We start from the raw sequence: 24,555 nt of genomic DNA, 5'->3' as shown, positions 1-24,555 counted from the left end.
CGCCGGCGTCCTCGCCGCGGCCCTCGCCGTCGGCGGGCTGACGCTCCTCGTCTGGACGATCGACGAGACGCCGTTCGCGCGGCCCGACGCCGGCTTCGACCGTCTGACGAGCGAGGTCGCCGCGGTGCCCGGAGTCTCCCTCGACGGCGCCGAGCGCTGGGTCGAGGCGCCGGCGTTCGGCCCGCCGACCTCGTGGGTCGGGGTCGCGGTCGAGGAGCCGGCGCTCGCCGACGCCCTCGCGACGGCCTGCGCGACCGAGTACGCGGATCCGGTGCTGTGGTCGTTCCGGGTGACGTCAGCAGGCGGGAACGCCCTCTCCTTCGCGGGCGCGGAGGAGCCGACCGGCGCGTGCCCCGCTCCCGCTGTCGACGCGTCGGGCCTGCTCGACCGGATCGACGGCCTCGGCCGCGGCCTGGAGCTGCACGCGTCGCTCCGCGAGGGGGCCTTCGCCCTCGACTCCTTCGAGGACGTCTCCGGCGGGCTGCCCGCGCTGCTCCCGATCGTCCGGGCGGCGGAGGACCTGCGGGACGCTGCGGGAGCGGAGCGGGGCGCCCCGGTCGAGATCTCCGGCCCGTGGGCCGCGATCACCGTCGGTCCCGGCGAGCAGGAGCGGACCGCCGCGCTGCTCACGACCCTCGTCGAGGAGCACGGCGTCACCGCCTACTGGGCGACCGAGAACGGCCTGCGGATCGTCGCGCCCGACGTCGGGCACGCCGCGATCGAGGCCGCCGTGCGCGACTCCGGGCTGCCGGTGGCCGACCGGCCCCTGCGCTTCGAGGCCGACGAGTCCTGACGCCGGGCGGCCGTCATGCGCGCCAGGCCGCCAGCTCCTCCGGGGTCGCCAGAACGCGATGGGTCGGCGAGAGCTCGTGGACGCTCCCGGCCGAGTAGTCGATCCCGAGCGCGACCGGGTCGTACGGCTCGGAGGGGGCGCGGCGGCGCATCGCGCGCGGGTCGGCCGAGAGCACGGCGCGCAGCAGCGAGCGGGTGTAGGGGTGCACGGGCCCGGAGAAGATCTCGGCCGTCGTGCCCGTCTCGACCAGGTGGCCCTTGTGCATGACCCCGATGCGGTCCGAGATGTACTTCACCATCGCGAGGTCGTGGGCGATGAAGAGGTACGCGGTGCCGAGCTCCTCCTGGAGCGCGCGCATCAGGTTCACGACCTGCGCCTGGATCGAGACGTCGAGCGCCGAGACGCACTCGTCCGCGATCACGAGGTCGGGCTGCATCACGAGCGCGCGGGCGATGCCGATGCGCTGCCGCTGGCCGCCCGAGAACTGGTGCGGGTAGCGGTCGGCGTGGGAGCGGTCGAGGCCGACCTTCTCGAGGATCGCGTAGACCTTCTCGTCGCGCTCGGCCGCCGAGGAGTACCGGCGCTGGGTGGTGAGTCCCTGCGCGACGATGTCGAAGACGGTCTTGCGCGGATTGAGGCTCGACATCGGGTTCTGGAAGATCATCTGGATGCTGGAGCGCAGGTGGTCACGCTGGGCGGCGTCGAGCCGGCCGCTGATCGTGCGGCCCGCGAGCACGACCTGGCCGTCGGTCGGGTCGATCAGCCGGATGATCGAGCGGCCGATCGTGGACTTGCCGCTGCCGGATTCGCCGACCAGCCCGAAGGTCTCGCCGCGCCGGATCTCGAAGTCGACGCCGCCGATCGCGGTCACGTGGTGCCGCCGGCCCAGCCGGAACACCTGGGTGAGGCCGCGCACCGAGAGCAGGGTGGGCGCGGAGTCGGGCGTCGGAGCGAGTGCGGTCACGGGGTCGGTCCTTCACTGGGGTCGAGCATGGCGTCGATCTTGGCGCGCAGCGGCGCCGGCGTCTCGACCGGGGGAGCGGAGGGGTGGCAGAGCCACGAGGCGACCCGGTGTCCGCCGCCCACGTCGAAGAGGGGCGGCTCCTCGACGAAGTCGATCTCGAGCGCGAACGGGTTCCTCGGAGCGAAGGGGTCTCCCGGCGCGCGGTTCACCAGGCTCGCCGGGCTGCCGGGGATGGCGAACAGCTCGGGGGAGTCGGTGGTCAGGTCCGGCATCGCCGAGAGCAGGCCCCAGGTGTAGGGGTGCCGCGGATCGTAGAAGACCTGCTCGGCGGTGCCCTGCTCGATGATCCGTCCGGCGTACATCACGCTGACGTGGTCGGCGACGGTCGCGACGACGCCGAGGTCGTGGGTGATGAAGATCACCGAGAGCCCGCGGTCCGCCTGCAGGCGCTTCAGCAGCTCGAGGATCCGCAGCTGGATCGTCACGTCGAGCGCGGTCGTCGGCTCGTCGCAGATCAGCACGTCCGGGTTGCACGACAGCGCAATGGCGATGTTGACCCGCTGGCACATGCCTCCGGAGAGCTGATGGGGGTACTGCTTGAACCGCCGCTCCGGATCGTCGATGCCGACCTCGCCGAGCAGCTCCACGGCCCGGGCGCGCGCCTCGCGACGGCCGAGCCCGAAGTGCTCCTGGATCCCCTCCATCACCTGCTTGCCGACCGACATCGTCGGGTCGAGGCAGGTCAGGGCGTCCTGGAACACCATCGCGATGCGGCGACCGCAGATCTCGCGGCGGATCGCCGACTCGGGCATCGCCGCGATGTCCTTCGTGGTCACCGTGCCGTCGTCGCTCCGGTGCGAGAACTCGATGCTGCCCGCGGTGATCCGCTGGTTGCGGGCCATCAGGCCGAGGATCGCGCGCGCCGTCACCGACTTGCCGCTGCCGGACTCGCCGACGATCGCGACCACCTCGCCCTCGTGCAGGTCGAAGCCCAGTCCGCGGATCGCCTCCACGCTGCCGCACTCGTTGTCGAACGAGATCGCCAGATCGCGCACCGACAGGAGGACCCTGCCGCGCTCCGGTCCGGCCGTGTCCTGACGGGTCGTGCCCGTGCTGCTCTCGGTCATGTCAGTGGCCTCTCGAGTGGGACAGTCGCGGATCGGTGGCCTCTTTCAGCCCGTCGGCGACGAGCGTGAACGCCACCATGAGCAGGCCCAGCACGACCACGGGGACGATCACGAGGAACGGGTAGGAGAGGAACGACTTGTAGCCGACGCTGACGAGCGAGCCGAGCGAGGCCATCGGCGCCTGGACGCCCAGGCCCACGAACGACAGGTACGACTCGGTGAAGATCGCGGACGGGATCGAGAACATGCTCATCGTCACGATCGGGCCGATGATGTTCGGGAGGATCTCGACGAACACGATCCGGCTGTCCCGCGCTCCGAGGGTGCGCGAGGCGAGCACGTACTCCTCCGTCTTCTGGCGCAGCGCCTGCGCGCGGCTGACGCGGCTCATCGCGAGCCAGTTGCTCAGCAGGAGGCCGAAGACGATGGCGCCGATGCCCGGCCCGACGGCGACCACGAAGAGCGTCACGATCACCAGCTGCGGGATGCCGGAGAGCACCTCGACCACGCGCTGCATCGCCGAGTCGGTGCGACCGCCGAAGTAGCCCGAGACCAGGCCGTAGGTCATGCCGATGACCACGTCGATCGCGAAGGCGATCACGGCGATCAGGAGCGAGACGCGGGTGCCGCTCCAGACCCGCGACCACACGTCGCGACCCAGCTCGTCGGTGCCGAAGAGGAAGTAGGTGCCGGGCGGCAGGCCCGCCGCGGCGTACGCGTCCTGGCCGTCGCGGGTGCCGTCGAGGATCCCGAGGCCCTCGAGCAGCGGCACGCGCGGCGGGAGGAAGCGCGAGCCGACGTCCGCGCCTCCTCCGGCCGCGGGGAAGAAGGGGACCACCAGGCTCAGCACGACGATGACCACGAGCAGCACCAGGCCGACCATCGCGGGCCAGTTGCCGCGGAAGCGCCGGGCGATGTCGCGGCCGCCGCCGCGGATGATGCGGGTGGAGGTGGTCGGCGGGCCGGCGGGCCGGTTGCCCGGCGAGACGAGGCGCAGGCCCTCGGGCGGGACGCCGGCGTCGAGGCCGGCCGTGGGGGAGACGCGGTCGCTCATGCTGCCTGTCCTGCCAGTCGGATGCGGGGGTCGATCAGTCCGTAGAGCACGTCGACGAGCAGCATCACGAGGATGTAGATGATGCTGTAGACGAGGCTGATCGCGATGACGATGTTGTAGTCGACGTTCTGGATCGCCGTGAGCAGCAGCTGGCCCAGGCCCGGCGCTCCGAAGATCTGCTCGATGACGACGGAGCCGGTGATCAGGCCGATCAGCAGCGGCGAGAGCACCGTGATGATCGAGACCAGGGTGTTGCGCAGCGCGTGCCGGCCGATCACCTTGGAGGGGCCGATGCCCTTCGCCTTCGCCAGGAGGATGTAGTCGCTCTCGAGGCAGTCGAGCATCTCGGAGCGGGCGTAGCGGGCGGTCACCGCCATCACGTAGGCGGCGAGCGAGATCGTCGGCAGCACGCTCGAGGTGAAGGGGTCCGACTCGGAGTACCGGATCGGCAGCAGCTTCCACTCGAAGCCGACGAAGTAGACCAGCAGCAGCGCGATGACGAACGACGGGACGCTGAAGGCGATCACCGAGACGAACGTCGAGAGGTTGTCGAACCAGCCGCGCGGGCGGATCGCCGAGACGATGCCGATCAGCAGGCCCAGCACCACGCCGAGGACGAGGGCCTGCAGGCCGATGCGGATCGTCACGGGCAGGCGGCTGCCGAGCATCTCCGAGACGGGGAAGTCCGGGATGAGGTTGTACGAGATGCCGAAGTCGCCGCGGGCGAGGTTCACCAGGTAGGTGCCCAGCCGCAGGAGCACCGGCTCGTCGAGCCCGTACTTCTGCGTGAGGAGCGCCTTCTGCACCGCGTCGAGCTTCTCGCTGTTGAAGGGCGAGCCCGGGAGCAGCTGCAGCAGCGCGAACATCACGATCGCGATCGCGACGATCGTGAAGACCGAGGTGAGCAGCCGGGTGGCGACGTACTTCGTCACCGGCTCGACCCCTCGGCGAGCACGGCGCGCTCGCCGTCCTCGGGGATGCCGGCCCAGGAGCGGGCGTGGAACTGGGTCAGCCCCACGCGCACCAGGGCGCGGCGGGCGAGGGAATCGATGATCTCCTCCACCGAGGCGGGCCGCGTGTAGAAGGCGGGGACCGGCGGCGCGATGATGCCGCCCGAGCGGGCCACCGCGTCCATCGCGGCGAGGTGGCCGCGGTGCAGCGGCGACTCCCGCACCATCAGGAGCGTCGGCACGCCCTCCTTGAGGCAGACGTCGGCCGCCCGCGTGATCAGGTTGTCGGCGAGGCCGTAGGCGATGCCGCTCAGGGTCTTGATCGTGCAGGGCGCGATCACCATCGCCGTGGCGGGCGTGGACCCCGACGCGATGGAGGCGCCGATGTGCGCGGGCCGGTGGGCCGTGTCGGCGAGCGCCTCCACCTGCTTCTGGGTGAGGCCGCACTCCTGGTCGAGCGTCATCGCGCCCGCCTTCGAGACGATGACGTCGCTGCGCAGCCCCGGATCCATCCGCAGCAGCTCGAGGATGCGGACCCCGATCCCGACTCCGGAGGCGCCGGTGATGGCGACGATCACGCGGCCGGGGGGCTCCTGGCGGGTGCGGTTCATGCGAGGCCTTCCTTGTCGAGGGTGAGCACGGACTGCGCGAGCGCGTGCACGCCCACCGCGATGTCCGTGATCCCGGTGTACTCCTCCGGGCAGTGGCTGCGGCCGTCCTGCGAGGGGATGAAGATCATGCCGATGGGTCCCAGTCTCGCCATCTGCACCCCGTCGTGCCCGGCTCCGCTGTAGAGGCGGGCGGCGGGGTGGCCGAGGCGCTCGATGGAGCGGCCGATGCCGTCCGCGAGGCGGGGGTCGATGGCCGTCGGGCGCTCCCAGGGCAGCCAGGTCACCTCGTGGCCGAGGCCGCGGGCCGCCGCCTCGGAGGCCGCGGCCTCGGCGATCTGCTCGCGGGCGAGGGTGAACCAGCCGGGGTCGGGGCTGCGGAACTCCGCGGTGACCAGGGCGCTCTCGGTGACGACGCTGGTCGCCTCCGGAGTGAACGTGACGGAGCCGACGGTGCCGACCGCCTCCGCGGCCCGGGACGCGATGCGCTCGACCGCGAGGACCACTCCGGCCGCGGCGCAGCCGGCGTCGTGCCGCAGCGCCATCGGCATGGTGCCCGCGTGGTCGCGGCGGCCCGAGAAGAGGGTGCGGAACCGCGAGATGCCCGCGATCGAGGTGACGACTCCGAGCGGCAGCCCCTCGCGCTCGAGGACCGGGCCCTGCTCGATGTGCAGCTCGAGAAAGCCGAGCACCTCGTCGGGACTCCAGCGGGTGCCCGAGAGCGGGTCGGACCAGCCGGCGGCCTCGAGGGCGGCGCCGAGGGTGCGCCCGGTGTCGTCGGTCGCCGAGAGGTGCTCGCCCGTGAGGGAGCCGGCCAGCGCGCGGCTGCCCAGGCAGGAGAGCTCGAAGCGGTTGGCCTCCTCGTTGTAGAAGTCGACGACGCGCAGGTCGTGGTGGAGCCGGATACCCGACTCCTGCAGCAGGCGCGCCACCTCGATCGCGCCCAGCACGCCCACGACGCCGTCGTAGCGCCCGCCGCCGTCCACCGTGTCCGTGTGCGAGCCGATCACGATCGCGCGGCGGGCGGCTCCCGTGCCGGCGAGGGTGCCGATCACGTTGCCGATCCCGTCGATCCGGACCTCCAGGCCCGCGGAGCGCATCCGCTCGGCGACCCAGTGGCGGGAGTCGGTGTCGACCTCGGTCATCGCCACGCGGCTCCAGCCGGGGCGCGAGGAGTCGACGAGGCGGGCGATCTCCTCGAGGTCGAGGGCCAGCCGGCCGGCGTCGGGGAAGCGCACGTCGGGGGTCATCGCGGGTCCTCCCCGTCGTCGGCCAGGGAGCCGTGCACGACGACGGCGGGGCGGAGGGCGACTCCGTCGGCGACGAGGGCGTCGCGCACCCGGCGGAGGACGTCCCCGGGCGGGACGGCCAGCTCGGCGCCGAGGGCGCGGTCGCCCTCCTTGCGGGTCGCGTCCATCCCGACCTTCGTCACGGTGCCGCCGACCTGCATCGGCACGTTGCGGTCGGTGGCGACCCCGTCGACCAGCATCAGGTCGCGGTCCCACCGCATCCGGCTCGTCCGGGCCCAGTGCACGTGCTCCATGTCCCAGGCGTCCACGTCGGAGTCGACGACGGTGACCTGCTTGACCATGCTGACGGCCGCGAACGCGCCGAACATCACGCGCTTGGCGGTGCCCGGACGGCCGTTCGCGATCGCGACCACCACGTCGACCCGGCCGCCGCCGGAGTGCGTGACCGCCACGTCGACGATGTCGCAGCCGACGTTGCGCAGCGCGTGCCGGATGCCGGCGGCGATGGGCAGCGCCGCGATGTAGCTGTGCTCCGAGGAGAGGCCGGGCAGGATCACCTGGACCTCGGGGGACTCGCGACGGGTCACGGCGGTGACCTCGAGGGTGATGCCGTCGCCGTAGTCCTCGTACATGCCGTGGTACTCGTTCACGAGGCCCTCGTGCACCGGCCGGTCGGCGTGCAGGATCCCCTCGATCACGATCTCCGCGTCGGCGGGGACGAGCACGTCGCTCGTCGTGGCCCGCGCGACCCGCACCTCCTCGCCGAGCAGGTGGGCGGCGTGCTCCAGCTCGTCGTCGCCCAGGGCGAGGTAGCAGCAGGCGGCGAGCTGCACGGCCGGGTGCGCGCCGAGGACCACGGCGACGGGGAGCCCGCCGACGGCCGCGGCCGAGCGCGAGAGCGCGGTGAGGTGGTGGTTCGGCGCGATCCCGACGAAGCCGGTGGTCGCGTCGAGCGGCTTGATCCGCGCGTAGGAGGCGTTGCGGTGCCCGGTCACCGGGTCGAACGCCACGATGAGCCCGGCGGTGAGGTAGCCGCCGGAGTCCTTCTCGAACCAGACCGGAGCGACGACCTCCTCCCACACGGACGCGGCGGGCAGGCGCACGGCCTGCACCGGAGCGTCCTCGACCACGCGCACCGGGGTGCGGTCGGCGACCGCGGCGGTGAGCCGGTCGAGCAGCTCGTCGACGCGGCAGCCGACGGCGCGGGCGATCCGCTCGCGGCTGGAGAGCACGTTGCCGACGACCGGGTGGGCCGAGCCGGCGACCGAGGTCAGGCGCACGGCCGGGCCGCGGTCCAGCAGCGCGAGCACGCTCGCCAGCTCGAAGCGGGCGTCGACGGTGCGCTCGAGGGTGACGAGCTCGTCGGCGGGCAGCGCGTCGACGAAGGCGCGGAGGGACTGCTCGCCCATCAGGCGGCCCTCGCGACGAAGCGTCCGTCGCCCGGCTCCGCGAGCAGGCCCTCGGCCCGGCTGAAGACGGGGATGCCGCGGACGACGGTGGTCTCGAGGCGGCCGGGGAAGGACATCCCGGCGTAGGGGCTCCAGGTGGCGGTCGAGAGCATCGGGGTGTCGTCGATCACGGTCGTGCCGGACGGGTCGACGACGGCGAAGTCCGCGTCCAGGCCCGCCTCGATCGCGCCCTTGCGGTGCCCGAGGCCGAATGCGCGGGCGGGGTTCGTCGCGAGGACCTCGGCGGCGCGCAGCAGCGAGAGGCGGCCGCCGAGGTATCCGGCGCCGACCACGATCGGCAGCAGGGTCTGCACGCCGGGCGCTCCGGAGGCGTTGTCGAAGATCACGTCGGCGCTCTTCTTCGCCAGCGGCCACGGCGCGTGGTCGGAGGTCACCAGGCCGATGCGGCCGTCGGCGAGCGCCTCCCACATCCCGCGGGCGTGCTCGGCGGTGCGCAGAGGCGGGTTGATCTTGCCGAGGGCGCCGAGCCGCTCCATGTCGTCCTCGGTGAGGACGAGGTAGTGCGGGCAGGTCTCCAGCGTCGCGTCGAGCCCGCGGGCGGCGCTCGCCGTCACGAGCTCGACGGTGCCGGGGAGGCTCGCGTGGAAGATGTGGAAGGGCACGCCGGCCGCCGAGGCGAGCTCGAGCCCGAGCGCCACCGAGGAGGTCTCGGACACGGGCGGGCGGCTGCGGACGTGGTCGAGGGGGGCGGTGCGGCCCGCGGCCCTCGCCGCCGCGACGAGGGCGCCGATGATCTCGCCGTCCTCCGCGTGCACGCCGACGCGGACGCCGCGCTCGGCCATGATCGCGAAGGCCTCGAGCAGCTGGTCGGAGGGGATGCGGGGGAAGCGGATCGGGTCGGTCTCGAACAGCGAGACCTTGAATCCGCAGACGCCCTCGTCGATCATCCCGGCCACATCCCGCGCGCCGTCCCCGGGGCGGACCGTGCCGTGCAGGGCGACGTCGACGACGGCCTCGCGCTCGAGGCGCTCGCGCTTGGCGACGACGGCGGCGGCCGTGTTCACCGGGCTGCCCGCGTCGTAGGGCATGTCGAGGATCGTGGTCACCCCGCCCGCGGCGGCGGCCGAGGTCGCGCCGGTGAACGTCTCGGCCGGCTCCGAGAAGGCGTGGACGTGCGCGTCGACCGCGCCGGGCAGGACGAGCATCCCCGCGCCGCCGATCACGACCGAGGCCTCCGCGAGGGCGCGCGCCGCTTCGCGTCCGCCGAGCACGGCGGCGATGCGGCCGTCCTCGACGACCACCGCCCCGTCCTCGATCACGGCGCCCGGCGTGACGACGCGGCCGTGGACGACCGTCCCGCCCGCGGTCACCGCACGGCTCCGATGCGCGCCTCGACGGCGGTGAGGACGGTGCCGAGCACGACCATCGCCTGCGCGTTGATCATCTGCTCCGACTGGTAGATGTCCTCGCGGGTCATCGGCACGATCGAGCGGACCGCCTCGTAGGCGGCCGTGCTGCCCTCGCCGAGCGCCCGGTCCTCCAGGTGCGGCGACGCGAGGTCGATGCCCTGGGTGGCGAGGATGAACTCCACTCCGAGGATCACCTGCGTGTTGTGGATGATGCTGCGCGCCTTCCGCGAGGAGAAGGTGCACATCGAGACGTGGTCCTCCTGGTTCGCCTTCGTCGGGATCGAGTCGACGACGGAGGGGAAGCACAGCACCTTGTTCTCGGAGGCGATGGCGGCCGCCGCGCAGTGCACGATCGAGAAGCCCGTGTTGAGGCCGAGCTGGCCGCCGACGAGGTTGAGCGGCAGGCCGTAGCTGAGGTTGGGGTCGGTGAGGCGGAACGAGCGGCGCTCCGAGATGGCGCCGATCTCGGCGACCGCGATCGCGATGAGGTCGGCCGCGACGCCGATCGGCTCACCGTGGAAGTTGCCGCCGGAGAGGACGTCGTAGCCGCCCTCGCCGTCCGGGAGCACCAGCGGGTTGTCGGTCGCGGCGTTGGCTTCGCGCACCAGCAGCGTCTGCGCGAACAGGAGCGACTCGCGGGTCGTGCCGTGCACCTGCGGCGCGCAGCGCAGCGAGTAGGCGTCCTGCACGCGCGGCTTGTAGACGCCGCCGACGCGCTGCTCGTCCGGGAGGCGGAGGCGGCGCGCCTCCTCGACGGTGCGCTCGCTGCCCGCGGTGAGGGCACGGACGTTCGCGGCGACGTCGACCTGGCCGGGGGCGTTGCGGGCGAGGTGGATGCGCTCGTCGAACGCGTCGAGCTCGCCGCGGATCGCCTCGAGCGAGAGCGAGAGGGCCACGTCCGCCTGGCGGGTGAGGCTCCACGCGTCGTGCAGGGCGAGGCAGGCGGTGGCGAGCGAGATGGTGGAGCCGTTGATCAGGGCGAGGACGTCCTTGGGCTTGAGCTCGAACTCGGTGGCGAGCCCGGCCGCCGTGAGGGCCTCGACGGCGGGCATCCGCACGCCGCGGTGGTAGGCCTCGGCCTTCTCGTGGCCGACCATCACGCTGACCATGTGCGCGAGGGGGGCGAGGTCGCCCGAGGCGCCGACCGAGCCCTGGCCCGGGATGACCGGGAGGACGTCGGCGTTGAGCATCGCGATCAGGCGGTCGATGCACTCGATCCGGACGCCCGACATGCCCTTGGCGATCGCGTTGGTGCGCAGCAGCAGGAGCGCGCGGGTCTCGTCGAGGGGGAGCGGCTCGCCGACGCCGGCGGAGTGGGAGTTGATGACCAGGCGCTGGAAGCGGGCCTGGTCCTCGGCGGGGACGCGGACGTCCATCAGCCGGCCGAGCCCGGTGTTGATGCCGTAGATGGCGGGGGCGTCGGGGGCGAGGAAGTGCTCGTCGACGTAGGCCCGGGCCTCGTTGGTGACCCGGCGGGCCTCGTCGCTGAGGACGACCTCGGGGAACGTGCCGTCCGAGAGCCCGCGGGCGACGAGGGCGATGTCCTCGATCGTGAGCGTGAAGCCGTCGATCTCGACGAAGTCGGGCTGAGAGGAGCCGATCGTGGCGGTTCCGCTCGTCTGTGCCAGTTCAGTCATGGGAGTGAGTCTCTTTCGTTGATCCGGCTTCGGAGCCTCGGTCGTTCGGTGGTAGTGGCTCAAGTCTGCATAGAACACGAGCGAGCGGCAAGTCAGCCGAACAGAAGCGCCGATGCGCCGCTGCTGCCGAAGCGGATTCGGCTGCGTGCGGCAGTGAGGGCTGCCGGCCGAACGATGTTCGGCGCCGAGCCCCTCGCGCCCCGCGCACGACGAAGGGCCGCCCGCCGCGCTCGAGGCGCGGGCGGACGGCCCTGCAGTGGTGCGGTCGGGCTCAGCCGGCCGGGGCCGTGTGCACGGTCCGCGGGTCGTTGAACGACTGGACGCGGCCCGAGAACTCCGACTCGAGGTCGAGCAGCTCCTGCGCGGCGAAGAACGCCATGCCGCTGTGGCCCGGGTACTCCTCCGGCATCAGCTCGTTCGAGTAGGTGTTGCCCATCTCGGCGAGGTTCGCCCGGCCGGCCTCGATCATCCCGGCCATGGACGCCTTCATCGTGAAGTGCATCGTGACCAGCTGGAAGCCCAGCTCCGCCAGCTGCGCGAACGACATCTGCTCGAGGCCGCGCTTGGCGTTGATGTCGGCGAACATCTTCAGCCCCGGCACCCGGCGGGCCACCTCGGCGGCGTCCGCGAGGGTCGTGACGTTGACCACGACCGTCGCGTGCGCTCCGAGGGCGACGCAGTCGATCATCCGCTGGATGCCCTCCTCCAGATTCGCGCTGCCGTAGTTGCTGCGCGCGATCACCATGCAGTCGGTGCCCTCGACGGCGCGGACGGCGGCCCGCACCTTCGCGTAGTACTCCTCGCGGGGGATCATGTTGTCGGCCGAGACGTCCCGGGCGTAGCCGGGCTCGAACTCGTCCTCCATCAGCACCGCCATCGCGCCGGCCTTGGCCACCCGCCTGCAGGTCTCGTAGACCTGCAGGGGACTCGCGCCGAAGCCGTCCTCGATGTCGACCGCGAGCGGCAGCGGCGACATGTCGACGATCCGCTCCACCGCCCAGAGGAGCTCCTCCAGCGAGAGCAGTCCGAGGTCGGGGATGCCCTTCATCGACATCGACACCTCCGATCCGCTCAGCAGCATCGCCTCGAAGCCGGCCAGCTCGACCGCTCGGGCGGAGGAGCAGTCGAAGACGCAGGGGGCCAGGACGCTCCCGGACTCCATCAGCTCGCGCAGGGTCCTCGTCGCGGTCATCGTGCCGTCTCCTCTCGGGGGGTGGTGCGCATCAGTCGTCCTTCGTGACGAGGCGGTAGTTCCAGGTCAGGCTCACGTTGCGGACCTCCATGCCCTGCACGGCGGGGTTGATCAGCATCGCGATGCCGTTCTGCACGGTCGGGATCACCGCCACGTCGCCCATCAGGATGTCCTCCGCGTCGTGCAGGCTCTGCCAGCGCGCCTCCGGCTGGGAGAGCATGTCGGCGGTGCGGGCCGCGGCGATGATCGAGTCGTACTCCGGGTTCGCATAGCCGCCGAAGTCGCGGGCGGAGGTGGAGGACAGCAGCTCCAGGAACGCCATCGGGTCCTTGTAGTCGGGGCCCCAGCGGAAGAGGTAGAGGTCGAAGTCGCCGGCCGTGGCCTGCTCGTTCGCCGTCGCCTTGGGCTGGCTGGTGAGCTCGATGCTCAGACCGGGCAGGTTCGCCTCCCACTGCGAGGCGATGTACTCGGCCTGCGCGATCGAGGCCTCGTCGTCCCAGTAGGAGAGCTTCAGGCTCACCGAGTCGGTGCCCAGGGCGGCGAGGCCCTTCGTCCAGGCGGCCTGCGCCGCGTCGAGGTCGTAGGCGAGGTAGCTGCCGCCCGTGTCGCGGAACTGCTTCCCGTCGGGTCCGACCGCCAGGTTCTGCCCGACGAAGTAGTCGGCGGGCTGGGCGCCGTTCTTCAGCACCTCGTCGGCGAGCGCCTCCTTGTCGAAGGAGGTGGCCAGCGCGGTGCGGATGTCCTCGTTCGCGAGCGCCGGGTTCTGGAGGTTGGGGTAGAAGTACCACATGTGCACCTCGAGCGCCGTGGTCAGCTCGGGGGAGTCGGTGTAGCGGTCGATCAGGCTTCCGGAGATCTCGGTGAAGTCGAGGTCGCCGCTCTCCTGGAGGAGCGCCGCGGTCTGCGAGTCCTTCACCACCTGCCACTTGATCGCGTCCAGGTCGATGCCGGAGGCGTTCCAGTAGTCGGCGTTCCTGGCGACCGAGAAGTTGTTCGCGAAGTCCCACGAGTCCCAGACGAAGGGCCCGTTGTAGATCGTCGTCTCGGGGGTCTGGCCGTAGGTGTCGCCCACGCTCTCCAGGTAGGCCTGGTTCACCGGGAGGAACGCCGGCCGCACCAGCAGCGCCTGGAAGTACGGCACGTCCGCGGCGAGCTGCACCTGCAGGGTCTTGTCGTCGAGCGCCGTGACGCCGAGCTGGGTGTAGTCCATCCCCTCGTTGACGATCTCGTTCGCGTTCTTGATGCCGGCGGCGACCGCCTCGTTGCTGTTCGGGGCCGCGGTGGCCGGGTTCACCAGGCGCTTCCACGAGTACTCGAAGTCCTGCGCGGTGACCGGCGTCCCGTTGCTCCACGACGCGTCGCGGATCGTGAAGGTGTAGGTGAGGCCGTCGTCGGACTTCTCGACGCTCTCCGCCATCAGCGGGTCGATCTGGCCGTCGGCGTCGAGCGTGTAGAGGCCGTCGAAGACGGCGGTGAGCACCTCGTTCGACATGCCGTCGTTCACCTTGTGCGGATCGACGGCCTGCAGGGGGAGCAGCTTGCCGACGGTGAGGACGTGGGAGGACGTGCCGGCCTGACTCGACGACGTCGAGTCGGTGCCGCAGGCGGACAGCAGGCCGACGGCCGCGGTCATCGCGACCGCCGCCATCAGGAGCTTCGGGAGCCGTTTCATGGGAGGAGGTACCCCTTCGTGTGTGGTGCATCGGGAGACTCGGGGGAGTCGGGAGGGTGCGGCGTCATCGAGGGGACTGGCGCATGCGTTCGGTGATCTCGCAGAAAGTCTGCACGTCGATGCCCGTTGAGGCAAACGGTCTGTATCCTGTACAGCGATTCCCACTCTGGCCGCACAGAAGCAGCTCACGCCCGCGAAAGGTGTCTCCCTTGCCGAACATAATTAGGCCGGTCCGGCTCGACGAGGTCGACCGCGCGATCATCAACGTCCTGGTGCAGGACGGGCGCATCCCGAACAAGGAGCTGGCCGACCGGATCGGCCTCGCGCCCTCCTCCTCGCTGGCCCGGGTGCGGGCGCTGATCGAGAGCGGAGTCATCTCGGGCTTCCACGCCGAGGTCGACGCGCGCCTGCTCGGCAAGGGCATCCGCGCGATCCTCCGCGTCCAGCTGCGCGAGCACTCGCGGGCCGAGAACGCCCGCTTCGCCGAGGCGATGTCGAAGCTGCCCCAGGTGGTGAACCTGTGGCTGGTCGCGGGCGAGGACGACTACCTGATCGAGGTGGTCGCCGCGAGCCCCGACGAGCTGAGCGACTTCGTCCTCGACTGCGTCACCTCCGATCCGGTGGTCGCCGACACCTACACGACCCTGGTGTTCTCCCGCTGGCGCGGCGTCGGGCCGATCCCCACCGACGACGACGCGTGAGCGCCGAGCGCCTCCGCCGGCTCCTCGAGGGCGAGGTGCTGCTCGACACGCACAACGACCTGCTCTGCGGGCTGCGGCGCTACGAGGGGTACCGAGTCGAGGGCTTCGACCGGCCCCGCCCGGAGTTCCACACCGACCTGCCGCGGCTGCGCGCGGGAGGCGTCTCGGCGCAGGTCTGGTCGGTCTTCGTCTCGGCGCTGCAGAGCGAGGGCGACGCGGTGGCCGCGACGCTGGAGCAGATCGACGCCGCGTACCGGTTCGCCGCCGCCCACCCGCGCGACCTGCGCATCGTGAACACGGTGCGGGAGGCGGAGCAGGCGGTCGCCTCCGGCCGGATCGCCTCCTTCCTCGGGATCGAGGGCGGCCACTCCGTCGCCTCCTCCCTCGGCGTGCTCCGGATGCTCGCCCGGCTGGGCGTGCGGACGATGACGCTCACGCACAACAGCTCCCTCGACTGGGCGGAGGCCGCCACCGGCACCCCGGTCGAGGGCGGGCTCACGGCGGACGGGGTGGCCGTCGTCCACGAGCTGAACCGGCTCGGCGTCGTCGTCGACCTCTCGCACACCTCCGAGCGCACCCAGCTCGCCGCGCTCGCCGCCACCTCCGCTCCCGTCCTCTACTCCCACTCCGGAGTCGCGGACGTCGCCGCGCATCCGCGCAACGTCTCCGCCCGGGCCCTCGCGGCGCTCGCCGCGAACGGAGGAGTGCTGCAGATCGCCTTCGTCGCGCAGTTCGTCTCGCGCGCCTTCGCCGACTGGTCGGCCGAGGCCGACGCCGCCCGCGCCGCGCTCGGGCTCACCACGTCGATGCCCTGGCCCCGCGCCCCCCGCCCCGCCGAGGCGCCCGAGGACGCCGCGCGGGCGAACCGGGCCGCGTTCCCGGTGGCCGACCCCGCCGCGCTCGCCGCCTTCGAGCAGTGGCGCCGCGCGCATCCGGCGCCGCTCGTCACCGTCGCGCAGGTCGCCGACCACGTCGACGCCGCCCGCGAGGCCGTCGGGTCCCGGCACGTCGGCCTCGGCAGCGACTTCGACGGCGTCGCCGACCTGCCCGAGGGGCTCGGCGACGTCTCGGGCTACCCGCGCCTGCTGGCCGAGCTGGCCGACCGCGGCTGGAGCGACGCGGAGCTGCTCGACCTCGCCGGACGCAACACCCTGCGCGTGCTCCGCGCGGCGGAGGAGGCCGCCGAGACCCCGGAGGACGCGCGCGCCTGAGCGCCTGCGAGGCCCGGATCCCGCCTCCTGGACCCGCGACCCAGGGAACGCTGGCAGGATGTACGGGACGGTCGGTGCGCGAGAGCGCGCCGCACGGACGGCACCGCCCGCTGAGAGCGGCCCCGCCCGGCCCCGTCCCGCACACCTCCACCCGCTCCCGACAGCGCTCACAGCGCCGGAGCGACACATCACCGCGGCCCGACCGGGCGCGCGGTCGGACCCTGCGCCGCGCGCCCGCGTCCAGCCACTCCCTCCCGGAAGAACCGCATGAGAAACGCCAGAACCGCCAAGCCCGCCCGCCACCACCTCGAGCTCCCCAAGCCCAAGCCCCTCGAGAAGGGCGCCATGCGGATCACTCCGCTCGGCGGCCTCGGCGAGATCGGCCGCAACATGACCGTCTTCGAGCACAAGGGCAAGCTGCTCATCGTCGACTGCGGCGTCCTCTTCCCCGAGGAGAACCAGCCCGGCATCGACGTGATCCTCCCCGACTTCGCCGCGATCCGCTCGCGCCTGAAGGACATCGAGGCCATCGTCCTCACCCACGGCCACGAGGACCACATCGGCGGCGTGCCCTACCTCCTCAAGGAGCGCGGCGACATCCCGATCATCGCCTCGACCTTCACCCTCGCGCTGATCAGCGCGAAGCTGCAGGAGCACCGCATCACGCCGCGCACGCGCCCGGTGAAGGAGGGCGACCGGATCGACGCCGGCGTCTTCGACCTCGAGTTCCTCGCCGTGAACCACTCCATCCCGGACGGGCTCGCCGTCGCGATCCGCACCGAGGCCGGCCTCGTGCTGCACACGGGCGACTTCAAGATGGACCAGTTCCCGCTCGACGGGCGCACCACCGACCTCCCCGGCTTCGCGCGCCTCGGCGACGAGGGAGTCGACCTGTTCCTGGTCGACTCCACGAACGCCGACGTCCCCGGCTTCGCGATCTCGGAGGGCGACCTCGCCCCCGCGATCGACCAGGTGTTCCGCACCGCGCCGCGCCGCATCGTCGTGTCCAGCTTCGCGAGCCACGTGCACCGCATCCAGCAGGTCCTCGACGCCGCGCAGCGCCACGGCCGCAAGGTCGCCTTCGTCGGCCGCTCGATGGTCCGCAACATGGGCATCGCCGCCGACCTGGGCTACCTCAAGATCCCGGCCGGCCTCGTCGTCGACATGAAGGTGCTCGAGAAGCTCCCCGCGACCGAGATCGTGATGATCTGCACCGGTTCGCAGGGCGAGCCGATGGCGGCGCTCTCGCGCATGGCCAACAAGGACCACATCATCGACATCGGCCCCGGCGACACCGTGCTGCTGGCCAGCTCGCTGATCCCCGGCAACGAGAACGCGATCTACCGGATCATCAACGCCTTCACCCGCTGGGGCGCCACCGTCGTGCACAAGGGCAACGCCAAGGTGCACGTCTCGGGTCACGCCAGCGCGGGCGAACTCGCCTACTGCTACAACATCCTGCGCCCCACCGCGGTGCTCCCCGTGCACGGCGAGTGGCGCCACCTCACCGCGAACGCGGCGATCGCGACCCGCACCGGGATCGACGAGAAGGACGTCTTCGTCATCGAGGACGGCGTCTCGATCGACCTGGTGAAGGGCCGCTCGCGCATCAGCGGGCGCATCCCGGCCGACCAGATCCTGGTCGACGGCACCACGATGGGCGTCGCCACCGAGGACGCGATGAACGACCGCATCGTCCTCGCCGAGGAGGGGGCCATCACGGTCCTCGCCATCGCCGACCTCGACCGCGGCACGCTCGGCGAGCCGGTCGAGTTCTTCACCCGCGGCTTCGTCGAGGAGCCGGGCTGGAAGGCCAACGCGAGCAAGGCGATCGACGACGCCGTCCTGCAGGCCGCGGGCAAGCCGGTCGAGCTCGAGGCCATGGAGGCGCTGATCACGCGCACCCTCGGCCGCTGGCTGACCCGCCGACACCGCCGCAACCCGGTCATCACCACCATCGTCGTCGAGGAGTAGGCGCCTTCCACGCCGGCCTCCGCCTCCGCTACCCCCTGCCCCGCGAGGCGCGGGCGGAGCAGAGTGGGAGGGTCGGCAGGTCGCCGACGCGAAGGGAGAGCGCCATGAGCACCGACCGCACCACGGGTGAGGACACCGAGAAGACCGAGGACCTCCCCGACGGCACCGGGACGGACACCTCCTCCGGTGGCGGCGACACCGACACCGTCTCCGGCGGCGAGCCGGACGAGCCCGCCGAGTAGGGCCGTGAACGACGAAGGGCGGGACCGCGAGGTCCCGCCCTTCGTCGTTCCGCCGATCAGATCAGCGGGCCGTCGCTCTCGCTCGAGCGGCGGGTGACCTGCTCGCCGCTGGCCGGGTCGACGGCCGAGCGCGTGGTCGAGACGGCCTGGCGGCGGCGCGTCAGCAGGACCAGCCCGAGGATCAGGCCGACCGCTCCGGCCGCCATGAGGATGTAGCCGACCAGCTTCAGGTCGATCCCGGACACCTGCACGTCCACCGCGAAGGCGAGGACCGCGCCGACGACGAGGAGGAAGATCCCAGCTCCGATGCTCATTGCGTGCTCCTTCTGACTGCCGCCGGAGCGCGCGCGGGAAGCGCGCAGGGGCACCGGCGATCGCCCCACGGTAGACCTCGGGTCCGGCGGCCCCCAGGCCTTCCGGCGGGAGCCTCCGGGGGTGTAGGGCGGTGCCGGGTCAGCGGTCGGAGACGCGGAGCATCACGCGGGTGCGGTCGGCGCGGGTGACCAGGCCCTCGATCAGGAGGAACACGCGGTACTCGAGCCGGTACTTCGCCAGGAACACGCGGCCCAGGCGCTCCACCTCGCCGGGGTCGGCGTCGATCTCCGCGGCGGCCTCGACCGGCACCGCGTAGTCGGAGACGCGGCCGCGGCGGTCGCAGGGGACGAGGGTCACCCGCGCGTCGTTGCGGAGGCGCTTCACCTTGCCGCTGCGGCGGGGAGTGGTGACGATCAGCTCGTCGCCGTCGCGGGCGATCCAGACCGGGGTCGAGACGGCGTCCCCGGACTTCCGGAACGTGGTGAGCGAGACGAAGCGCTCGTCGGCGAGAGCGGTGAGGTCCTGGGAGAGGGGCATGTCCGAAGTAGAGCGGCCGGGAGCGGTCACCGCAAGCCTCCGTGGCACCTCGATCCGCCCCCGTAGGGTGGAGTGATGACCGACGCGACGCCTCTGATCGGCCCGAGCGAGGCGCCCGATCTGCACGTGATGACCTACAACATCCGCCGCCGGATGCCGCGCCTCACCTCCCGCGCCGTCGACCAGTGGGACCGGCGCCGCCCGCTCGTCCAGCGGGTGCTGGAGCAGGAGCGCCCCTCGATCCTCGCCGTGCAGGAGGCGCTGCCGGACCAGTCGGCCGCCGTGCACGAGGCGCTGGGCTCCTCCTTCGAGGCGATGGGCTTCGGCCGGGACGCGGACCGCGGCGGCGAGCGCGTGATGCTCTTCGTCGACCGCAGCCGCTACGCCGTCCGGCACTGGACCCAGATCGCCCTGTCGGACACCCCGGACGTCGCCGGCTCGCGCAGCTGGGGCAACCGCATCCCGCGCACCGCCGTGATCGCGGAGCTGACCGATCACGCGACCAGCCGCGAGCTCACCGTGATCTCGACCCACTTCGACCACATCTCGCGGCGCTCGCGCCAGCGCTCCGCCGAGCTGATCGCCCGCCGCGTCCTCGAGCTCGGACGCCCCGCGATCGTGATGGGCGACACCAACACCGACGTCGACACCGTCCCCTACCGGACGATCCTCGACGAGGGCCGCCTCGCGGACGCGTGGGAGACGGCGGAGAAGCACCTCACCCACTCGTGGAGCACCTTCTCGAACTACCGCCCGCCGGCGCCGGGCAAGCGGATCGACTGGCTGCTCGTCAGCGAGGGCGCGTTCGAGGTGGTCTCCGCCGGGATCAACGCCGTCCGCTACGGGGGAGCGGCGCCCTCCGACCACGAGCCGGTCCAGGCCGTGCTGCGCTTCACGAACCCGTGAGCGGCTCCGCCCTCGTCGAGACCTTCCTCGAGCCCCCGCGCACCCGCGGGGAGTGGACAGCCGACGGCATCCGCGCGATCGGGGCGGCGAGCATCGTGGCGGCCGCGATCGGCTGGGACCTGGTGGACGTGGCGGTGCTCGCGCTCGCGGCGATCGGGCTGGTGCTGCCGCGCTTCCTCGGCATCCGTCCGGCGCTCGACGCCCTCTTCGGGCTCGCGCTGCTCGTGGCGTCCTGGAGCAGCGTCCTCGGCCTGTACGAGGCCTGGCCGCAGTGGGACCTGGTCGTGCACTGCGTGCTCAACGGGCTGATCGCCGCGGTGGCCTACATCGTCGCCGCGCGGGCCGGAGTCGTGCCGGCGGTCGCGGGCGATCGCGGGCCGCTGCTCCCGGCGGTCGTGCTCTGCGCCTGCTTCGGGACGACGGCGGGCGTCCTGTGGGAGTGGGGCGAGTGGGCGGGGCACCGCTTCATCGACTCCTCGATCTTCGTCGGCTACGAGGACACGCTCGGCGATCTCGCCGCCGGCGCGCTGGGCTCGATCCTCGCCGGCGCGCTGATGCGCTTCTGGTCCGCGAAGTCCCGGGTGGTCGGACCGGGCGCCTCGCGCGGCGTCGGAGGTGCGGCGTAGCCTGTCCCGCATGTGCGGCCGCTTCGCGATGGACTCCGAGACCGATGAGCTGATCCGCGAGTTCGTCGCCGCGGGCGGGCGCGCCGAGGACTGGGCGCCCGACTACAGCGTCGCTCCCACCGACATCGCGCCGATCGTCCGCGAGCGGCTCCACGACGGCGAGCGGGAGCGCGAGCTCGAGCTCGCGTCCTGGGGCTTCACCCCGTCCTGGTCGAAGGGCGGGGGGCCCTCGCCGATCAACGCGCGCCTCGAGTCGGTCGCGACGAACGGCCTGTTCCGCGGGGCGTTCGCCAAGCAGCGCGCGATCGTGCCGATGCGCGGGTACTACGAGTGGGAGACCCGCGCCGACGGCAAGCAGCCCTGGTTCCTGCAGGGCGAGGAGCCGATCCTCGCCGCGGCCGGCCTCTACACGGCCCGCAAGGAGGGCGACGACTGGCGCGTCTCCTTCACGATCATCACCCGCGAGGCGCGCGACGCCTCCGGCGAGGTGCACGACCGGATGCCGGTGTTCCTCACGCCCGACGTGCGCGACGCCTGGCTCGACCCGGCTCCGCTCGCCTCCGCCGAGGAGATGCTCGCCACCCTCGACCGGGCGTCCGTCGCGATGGCCTCGACCGTCACGGCCCACCCGGTCGACCGCCGCGTGAACAACTCCCGCACCGTCGACCGCCGCGACCCGGACCTGCTGACGCCGCTCGCCTGACGCCGTTCGCCTGACAGGCTCGGGACGATCCGCGCGGTCTGCGGAACCTCCGGGCGAGGGCGGACGACGGGTGGTGGGTGGACGGGAGGGGCGGAGCCGCGGCCCCGCCCCTCCCGGGCGTCCTACTTCGTGCCGGCGTGACCCGGGAACGGCTTGCCGTTCAGCGAGACCTCGTCGGGGTCGACCTCGACGTCACCCACGTCGTCCGGGCCGCCCGTGCCGGGCACGGCCTTCACCTCGGCCGAGCCGGAGACCTCGGTGCGGCTCTCCGCCGGGTCCGAATCCTGCTTGGCCTCGGTCTCGCGCTCGCTGCCGGGCGACTCCGAGATGTCCTTCTCGATGGTCTCGCTCTCGGAGGAGGTGGCGGGCGCCGCCCCGTCCGGCTTGCCGATGGTCGAGCCCTGGTCGTCCTGCTCCGTGCGGTCCTGGTCCATGTCGTCGCCTTTCGTCGGGACTCTGACGCTACGTCGGGGCGCGCGCGGGGGCACCCGCTTGACAGCCCGGCCGGGGGAGGGCGGCGTGCAGGGTGGACGTACTACCCTGGGTCGACGGTCGCACCGGGGGGCGCGGCACACCCGCCGCCGACCGCGAGGAGGACCCGTGGCATCCCACCGGACAGGCGACACCCGCATCGTCGGGACGACGGTCGACGGCCGGTACACGATCGAGGAGCTGATCGGCCGCGGCGGCATGGCCACGGTCTACCGGGCGCGAGACGGCGTCCTCGGCCGCTCCGTCGCGCTGAAGATGTTCGCCCCCGGCATCGACGACGCGCAGGACCTGCAGCGCAAGGCGTCCGAGATCCGGCTGCTCGCGGCGCTCAACCACCCCGCCCTCGTCACCCTCTACGACGCGCACGACGGCGGCGACGACACCAACGGCCAGGCCTACATGGTGATGGAGCTCGCCGAGGGCCCGAGCCTGTCCGAGCGGCTCGCCGAGGGCCCGGTCGCGCCGAACGACGTCGCCTCGATGGCGGGCGACCTCGGCGAGGCCCTGCACACGGTCCACGCGGCCGGAGTCGTGCACCGCGATGTGAAGCCGTCGAACGTGCTGCTCGTCCCGAGCCCGCTGACCAGCCGCGAGTTCCGCCCGAAGCTGGCCGACTTCGGCATCGCCTCCCTCATCGACGCGACGCGGATCACCGCGCCCGGCACCCTCATCGGCACCGCCGCCTACCTCAGCCCCGAGCAGGCGCACGGCGACCCGGTCACCTCGGCGAGCGACATCTACTCCCTCGGCCTGGTGCTCCTGGAGTCGCTGACCGGCCGCCGCCCGTTCACGGGCTCGGCGATCGAGGTCACGCTCGCCCGCCTGCTCCGCGACCCCGAGGTCTCGGAGTCGCTCGGCAGCGGCTGGACCTCGCTCCTGACCGCGATGACGCGGCGCGAGCCCGGCGAGCGTCCCGCCGCGCTGCAAGTGGCGGAGTCGGCGCGCCGCCTGATCGATCCGCGGCGCGACTCCCCGCCGGCGGCCATCGTCGTGCCCGACGTCCCCGCCACCCGGGTGATGTCGACGGAGCCGCTCGCCGAGACCGAGCCGATCACGCGGGCGGAGGCGCTCGATCCGACCCGCCGGCTCGCGGCCGACGCGTACCCGGCCACGGAGGTGATCGCTCCGACGCAGCGCTTCACCGCGACCGAGCGGATCGCTCCGGCGCCGCGGACCGCTCCGGCGCCGCAGACCGCTCCGGCGCCGCTCCGCCCCGCGGCCGCTCCTCCGCAGCGCCGCGGCCCGAGCCCGTGGCTGATCGTGCTGGTGCTCGCGCTGGTCGCGGTCGCCGTCGGGCTCGCGATCATCCTGATCGACGGTCCCCAGTCGCCACTGCCGCAGGTGGACGGCGAGCTGGGCGACCACCTCCGTCAGCTGCGCGAGAGCATCCGCTCGTGAGGGGCCTCCGACTGTGCGCCGCCGGCGCCGTGCTCGCCTCGGTCCTGCTGCTGAGCGGATGCTCCTCCGCGCCGCAGGGCATCGACGAGGGCACCGCCCAGACCCTCGACGACGCGGTGGTGGCCGTCGCCGAGAAGGCGTCGGCCGACGACTACCAGGGCGCTCTCACCGAGCTCGCCTCGCTGCAGTCGGCGCTCGACGCCGCGCTCGCCGAGGGCTCCGTCAGCTCCGACCGCGCAGCGACGGTGCAGGCGCAGGTCGACGTCGTCCGCGGCGACCTCGAGGCCCTGATCGCGGGAGCCCCGGAGCCGGCGCCGGCCGAGACGACCGCCCCGGCTCCCGAGGTGACGACCCCGGTCGAGGAGGAGCCGGAGGACACGCCGGCCCCCGTCGAGACCGAGGACGACCCCGCCCCCTCGCCCGAGGAGTCGGAGCCGGAGGAGACGCCGACCGAGCCGGAGGAGCCCGCGGAGGAGACCCCGGCCGCTCCCGGCGACGACGCTCCGGGGAACAGCGGCGACGCTCCGGGGAACAGCGGTGGCGCACCCGGCAACAGCGGGAACGCTCCCGGCAACGGCAACGGCAACGGCAACGGCAACGGCAACGGCAACGGCAACGGCAACGGCAACGCGGGCGGCAACGGCAACGGCCCCGGCGCTCGCGGTGCGGCGACCGGAGTCGGCGCACCCGCGGGCAGCGGTGCCGCACCCGGGGCCGCGAAGGGCCCCGGCGGCCGCTAGAGCGCTACTCCTGCGTCGAGAGCACGGCGAACGCGGCGTCGAGCTCGACGTCCACGTCCGTGCCGTCCTCGCGGGTGACCTCCACCTCGAAGGCGTGGTCGGCGTCGTCGCTGCGCTCGGCCTCGGTGACGGTCCCGGAGCCGACGGCGCCCAGCGCCGCCTCGCTCGCGCGGGCCAGGTCGTCGCCGGTGAGGTCGTCCGGGTCCACGGCGGCCGCGGTCGGGTCGCCGGCAGGCACGCCGTCGTCGCCCGAGCCGGCCTGGAGGGCGCGGTCGTCGGGGTCCACGGACACGACGGCGAAGGAGTCGTCGAGGCGCACCTCGTACTCGAGGCCGTCGCGGTCGGTCAGGTCCAGCTCGTAGCCGATGGCGCCGTCGTCGTCGCGCTCGGCCGAGGTGACGGTCCCGCCGCCGATCTCGGCGAGCGCGGCCTCGCTCGCGCGGTCCAGGTCGCTGCCGGTGAGGGAGTCGGACCCCTCGAAGCCGTCGGTCGCGGCGTAGGCGATGCCCGTCCCGGCTCCGATCAGCACGACCGCTCCGGCGATCCCGGCGATGATCTTCGTCTTCTTCTGCACGATGGCTCCGTCCCGGCGCCGCTCGTCGACGCCTCCAGCACTCTCGCGGTCGGGCGCTGAAGCAGGCCTGA

General features: G+C 72.6%; 25 protein-coding genes. 10 read left to right on the top strand and 15 right to left on the bottom strand.

The window, feature by feature from the left end; translation table 11 throughout:
• Positions 1 to 793 (top strand): hypothetical protein (locus tag C5C59_RS17270; RefSeq protein ID WP_181134874.1); only part of this gene is annotated, 793 nt, incomplete at its 5' end.
• Positions 794 to 806: 13 nt separating this feature from the next.
• Here C5C59_RS17270 and C5C59_RS10095 read toward each other — a convergent pair.
• From C5C59_RS10095 to C5C59_RS10045, 11 genes are all read right to left on the bottom strand, one after another.
• Entirely contained in the window at positions 807 to 1,757 is a 951-nt protein-coding gene (locus C5C59_RS10095) for an ABC transporter ATP-binding protein (protein ID WP_104238805.1), read from the bottom strand.
• The gene (locus tag C5C59_RS10090) at positions 1,754 to 2,884 is read right to left on the bottom strand and encodes an ABC transporter ATP-binding protein (RefSeq protein WP_104238806.1); all 1,131 of its coding nucleotides are present in this window, start codon (positions 2,882 to 2,884) and stop codon (positions 1,754 to 1,756) included. Before C5C59_RS10090 ends, C5C59_RS10095 begins: the two co-directional genes overlap by 4 nt.
• A 1-nt stretch (position 2,885) precedes the next feature.
• The gene (locus C5C59_RS10085) at positions 2,886 to 3,938 is read right to left on the bottom strand and encodes an ABC transporter permease (protein ID WP_104238807.1); all 1,053 of its coding nucleotides are present in this window, start codon (positions 3,936 to 3,938) and stop codon (positions 2,886 to 2,888) included.
• Entirely contained in the window at positions 3,935 to 4,870 is a 936-nt protein-coding gene (locus tag C5C59_RS10080) for an ABC transporter permease (RefSeq protein WP_104238808.1), read from the bottom strand. The genes C5C59_RS10085 and C5C59_RS10080 overlap by 4 nt, the downstream gene beginning before the upstream one ends.
• The gene (locus C5C59_RS10075) at positions 4,867 to 5,499 is read right to left on the bottom strand and encodes a UbiX family flavin prenyltransferase (protein WP_104238809.1); all 633 of its coding nucleotides are present in this window, start codon (positions 5,497 to 5,499) and stop codon (positions 4,867 to 4,869) included. The genes C5C59_RS10080 and C5C59_RS10075 overlap by 4 nt, the downstream gene beginning before the upstream one ends.
• Entirely contained in the window at positions 5,496 to 6,746 is a 1,251-nt protein-coding gene (locus C5C59_RS10070) for a M20 family metallo-hydrolase (protein WP_104238810.1), read from the bottom strand. The genes C5C59_RS10075 and C5C59_RS10070 overlap by 4 nt, the downstream gene beginning before the upstream one ends.
• The gene (locus C5C59_RS10065; protein WP_104238811.1) at positions 6,743 to 8,155 is read right to left on the bottom strand and encodes a UbiD family decarboxylase; all 1,413 of its coding nucleotides are present in this window, start codon (positions 8,153 to 8,155) and stop codon (positions 6,743 to 6,745) included. The genes C5C59_RS10070 and C5C59_RS10065 overlap by 4 nt, the downstream gene beginning before the upstream one ends.
• Positions 8,155 to 9,525 carry a dihydroorotase family protein gene (locus tag C5C59_RS10060; RefSeq protein ID WP_104238812.1) on the bottom strand — a complete coding sequence of 457 codons (1,371 nt, stop codon included), beginning with the start codon at positions 9,523 to 9,525 and terminating at the stop codon, positions 8,155 to 8,157. The genes C5C59_RS10065 and C5C59_RS10060 overlap by 1 nt, the downstream gene beginning before the upstream one ends.
• The gene (gene hutH, locus C5C59_RS10055; RefSeq protein WP_104238813.1) at positions 9,522 to 11,201 is read right to left on the bottom strand and encodes a histidine ammonia-lyase; all 1,680 of its coding nucleotides are present in this window, start codon (positions 11,199 to 11,201) and stop codon (positions 9,522 to 9,524) included. Before hutH ends, C5C59_RS10060 begins: the two co-directional genes overlap by 4 nt.
• A gap of 271 nt (positions 11,202 to 11,472) precedes the next feature.
• Complete coding sequence (locus C5C59_RS10050) at positions 11,473 to 12,393, bottom strand: oxaloacetate decarboxylase (protein ID WP_104238814.1); 921 nt, start codon at positions 12,391 to 12,393, stop codon at positions 11,473 to 11,475.
• A gap of 31 nt (positions 12,394 to 12,424) precedes the next feature.
• On the bottom strand, positions 12,425 to 14,065 hold the full coding sequence (locus C5C59_RS10045; protein WP_104238815.1) for a peptide ABC transporter substrate-binding protein: 1,641 nt from the start codon (positions 14,063 to 14,065) through the stop codon (positions 12,425 to 12,427).
• A gap of 209 nt (positions 14,066 to 14,274) precedes the next feature.
• On the opposite strand from C5C59_RS10045, the gene C5C59_RS10040 reads away from it, so the two are divergent.
• The 4 genes from C5C59_RS10040 (at position 14,275) to C5C59_RS17265 (ending at position 18,193) form a co-directional block, all read left to right on the top strand.
• Entirely contained in the window at positions 14,275 to 14,766 is a 492-nt protein-coding gene (locus C5C59_RS10040; protein WP_208543320.1) for an Lrp/AsnC family transcriptional regulator, read from the top strand.
• On the top strand, positions 14,763 to 15,977 hold the full coding sequence (locus tag C5C59_RS10035) for a dipeptidase (protein ID WP_104238817.1): 1,215 nt from the start codon (positions 14,763 to 14,765) through the stop codon (positions 15,975 to 15,977). Before C5C59_RS10040 ends, C5C59_RS10035 begins: the two co-directional genes overlap by 4 nt.
• 267 nt (positions 15,978 to 16,244) lie before the next feature.
• Positions 16,245 to 17,951 carry a ribonuclease J gene (locus C5C59_RS10030; RefSeq protein ID WP_104222925.1) on the top strand — a complete coding sequence of 569 codons (1,707 nt, stop codon included), beginning with the start codon at positions 16,245 to 16,247 and terminating at the stop codon, positions 17,949 to 17,951.
• A gap of 104 nt (positions 17,952 to 18,055) precedes the next feature.
• Positions 18,056 to 18,193 (top strand): hypothetical protein, encoded by a 138-nt coding sequence (locus C5C59_RS17265; RefSeq protein ID WP_159940924.1) that lies wholly within the window; start codon positions 18,056 to 18,058, stop codon positions 18,191 to 18,193.
• Between the two features lie 56 nt (positions 18,194 to 18,249).
• Here C5C59_RS17265 and C5C59_RS10025 read toward each other — a convergent pair whose 3' ends face one another.
• Positions 18,250 to 18,507: a DUF6458 family protein gene (locus tag C5C59_RS10025; protein ID WP_104222924.1), complete on the bottom strand. Its 258-nt coding sequence runs from the start codon at positions 18,505 to 18,507 to the stop codon at positions 18,250 to 18,252.
• A 139-nt stretch (positions 18,508 to 18,646) separates the two neighbouring features.
• Positions 18,647 to 19,045 carry a PPOX class F420-dependent oxidoreductase gene (locus C5C59_RS10020; RefSeq protein ID WP_104238818.1) on the bottom strand — a complete coding sequence of 133 codons (399 nt, stop codon included), beginning with the start codon at positions 19,043 to 19,045 and terminating at the stop codon, positions 18,647 to 18,649.
• A gap of 75 nt (positions 19,046 to 19,120) precedes the next feature.
• Between C5C59_RS10020 and C5C59_RS10015 the strand changes: the two genes are divergently transcribed.
• From C5C59_RS10015 to C5C59_RS10005, 3 genes are read left to right on the top strand one after another with little or no spacing between them, the layout of a single operon-like run.
• Complete coding sequence (locus tag C5C59_RS10015; RefSeq protein ID WP_104238819.1) at positions 19,121 to 19,951, top strand: endonuclease/exonuclease/phosphatase family protein; 831 nt, start codon at positions 19,121 to 19,123, stop codon at positions 19,949 to 19,951.
• Complete coding sequence (locus C5C59_RS10010; RefSeq protein WP_104226114.1) at positions 19,948 to 20,577, top strand: hypothetical protein; 630 nt, start codon at positions 19,948 to 19,950, stop codon at positions 20,575 to 20,577. The genes C5C59_RS10015 and C5C59_RS10010 overlap by 4 nt, the downstream gene beginning before the upstream one ends.
• 10 nt (positions 20,578 to 20,587) lie before the next feature.
• Entirely contained in the window at positions 20,588 to 21,280 is a 693-nt protein-coding gene (locus C5C59_RS10005; protein WP_104238820.1) for an SOS response-associated peptidase, read from the top strand.
• A 122-nt stretch (positions 21,281 to 21,402) separates the two neighbouring features.
• On the opposite strand, the gene C5C59_RS17260 is transcribed toward C5C59_RS10005, so the two are convergent.
• Positions 21,403 to 21,714, bottom strand: coding sequence for a hypothetical protein (locus C5C59_RS17260; RefSeq protein WP_104222919.1), 312 nt, complete (start codon positions 21,712 to 21,714; stop codon positions 21,403 to 21,405).
• A 166-nt stretch (positions 21,715 to 21,880) separates the two neighbouring features.
• Here C5C59_RS17260 and C5C59_RS09995 point away from each other — a divergent pair, with 166 nt between their 5' ends.
• Positions 21,881 to 23,170: a serine/threonine-protein kinase gene (locus C5C59_RS09995; protein WP_181134873.1), complete on the top strand. Its 1,290-nt coding sequence runs from the start codon at positions 21,881 to 21,883 to the stop codon at positions 23,168 to 23,170.
• The gene (locus C5C59_RS17255; RefSeq protein WP_181134872.1) at positions 23,167 to 23,910 is read left to right on the top strand and encodes a hypothetical protein; all 744 of its coding nucleotides are present in this window, start codon (positions 23,167 to 23,169) and stop codon (positions 23,908 to 23,910) included. Before C5C59_RS09995 ends, C5C59_RS17255 begins: the two co-directional genes overlap by 4 nt.
• Positions 23,911 to 23,914: 4 nt before the next feature.
• Here C5C59_RS17255 and C5C59_RS09985 read toward each other — a convergent pair whose 3' ends face one another.
• A complete protein-coding gene (locus tag C5C59_RS09985) occupies positions 23,915 to 24,484 on the bottom strand; it encodes a PepSY domain-containing protein (RefSeq protein ID WP_104238822.1) in 570 nt (189 codons plus the stop codon).
• Between the last annotated feature and the right edge of the window lie 71 nt (positions 24,485 to 24,555).

It is taken from the genome of Rathayibacter sp. AY1F4, from assembly GCF_002931775.1.
GTDB lineage: Bacteria > Actinomycetota > Actinomycetes > Actinomycetales > Microbacteriaceae > Rathayibacter.
Note: the sequence above shows the minus strand (reverse complement) of the source record. Positions and strands in the feature narration are given on the sequence as shown.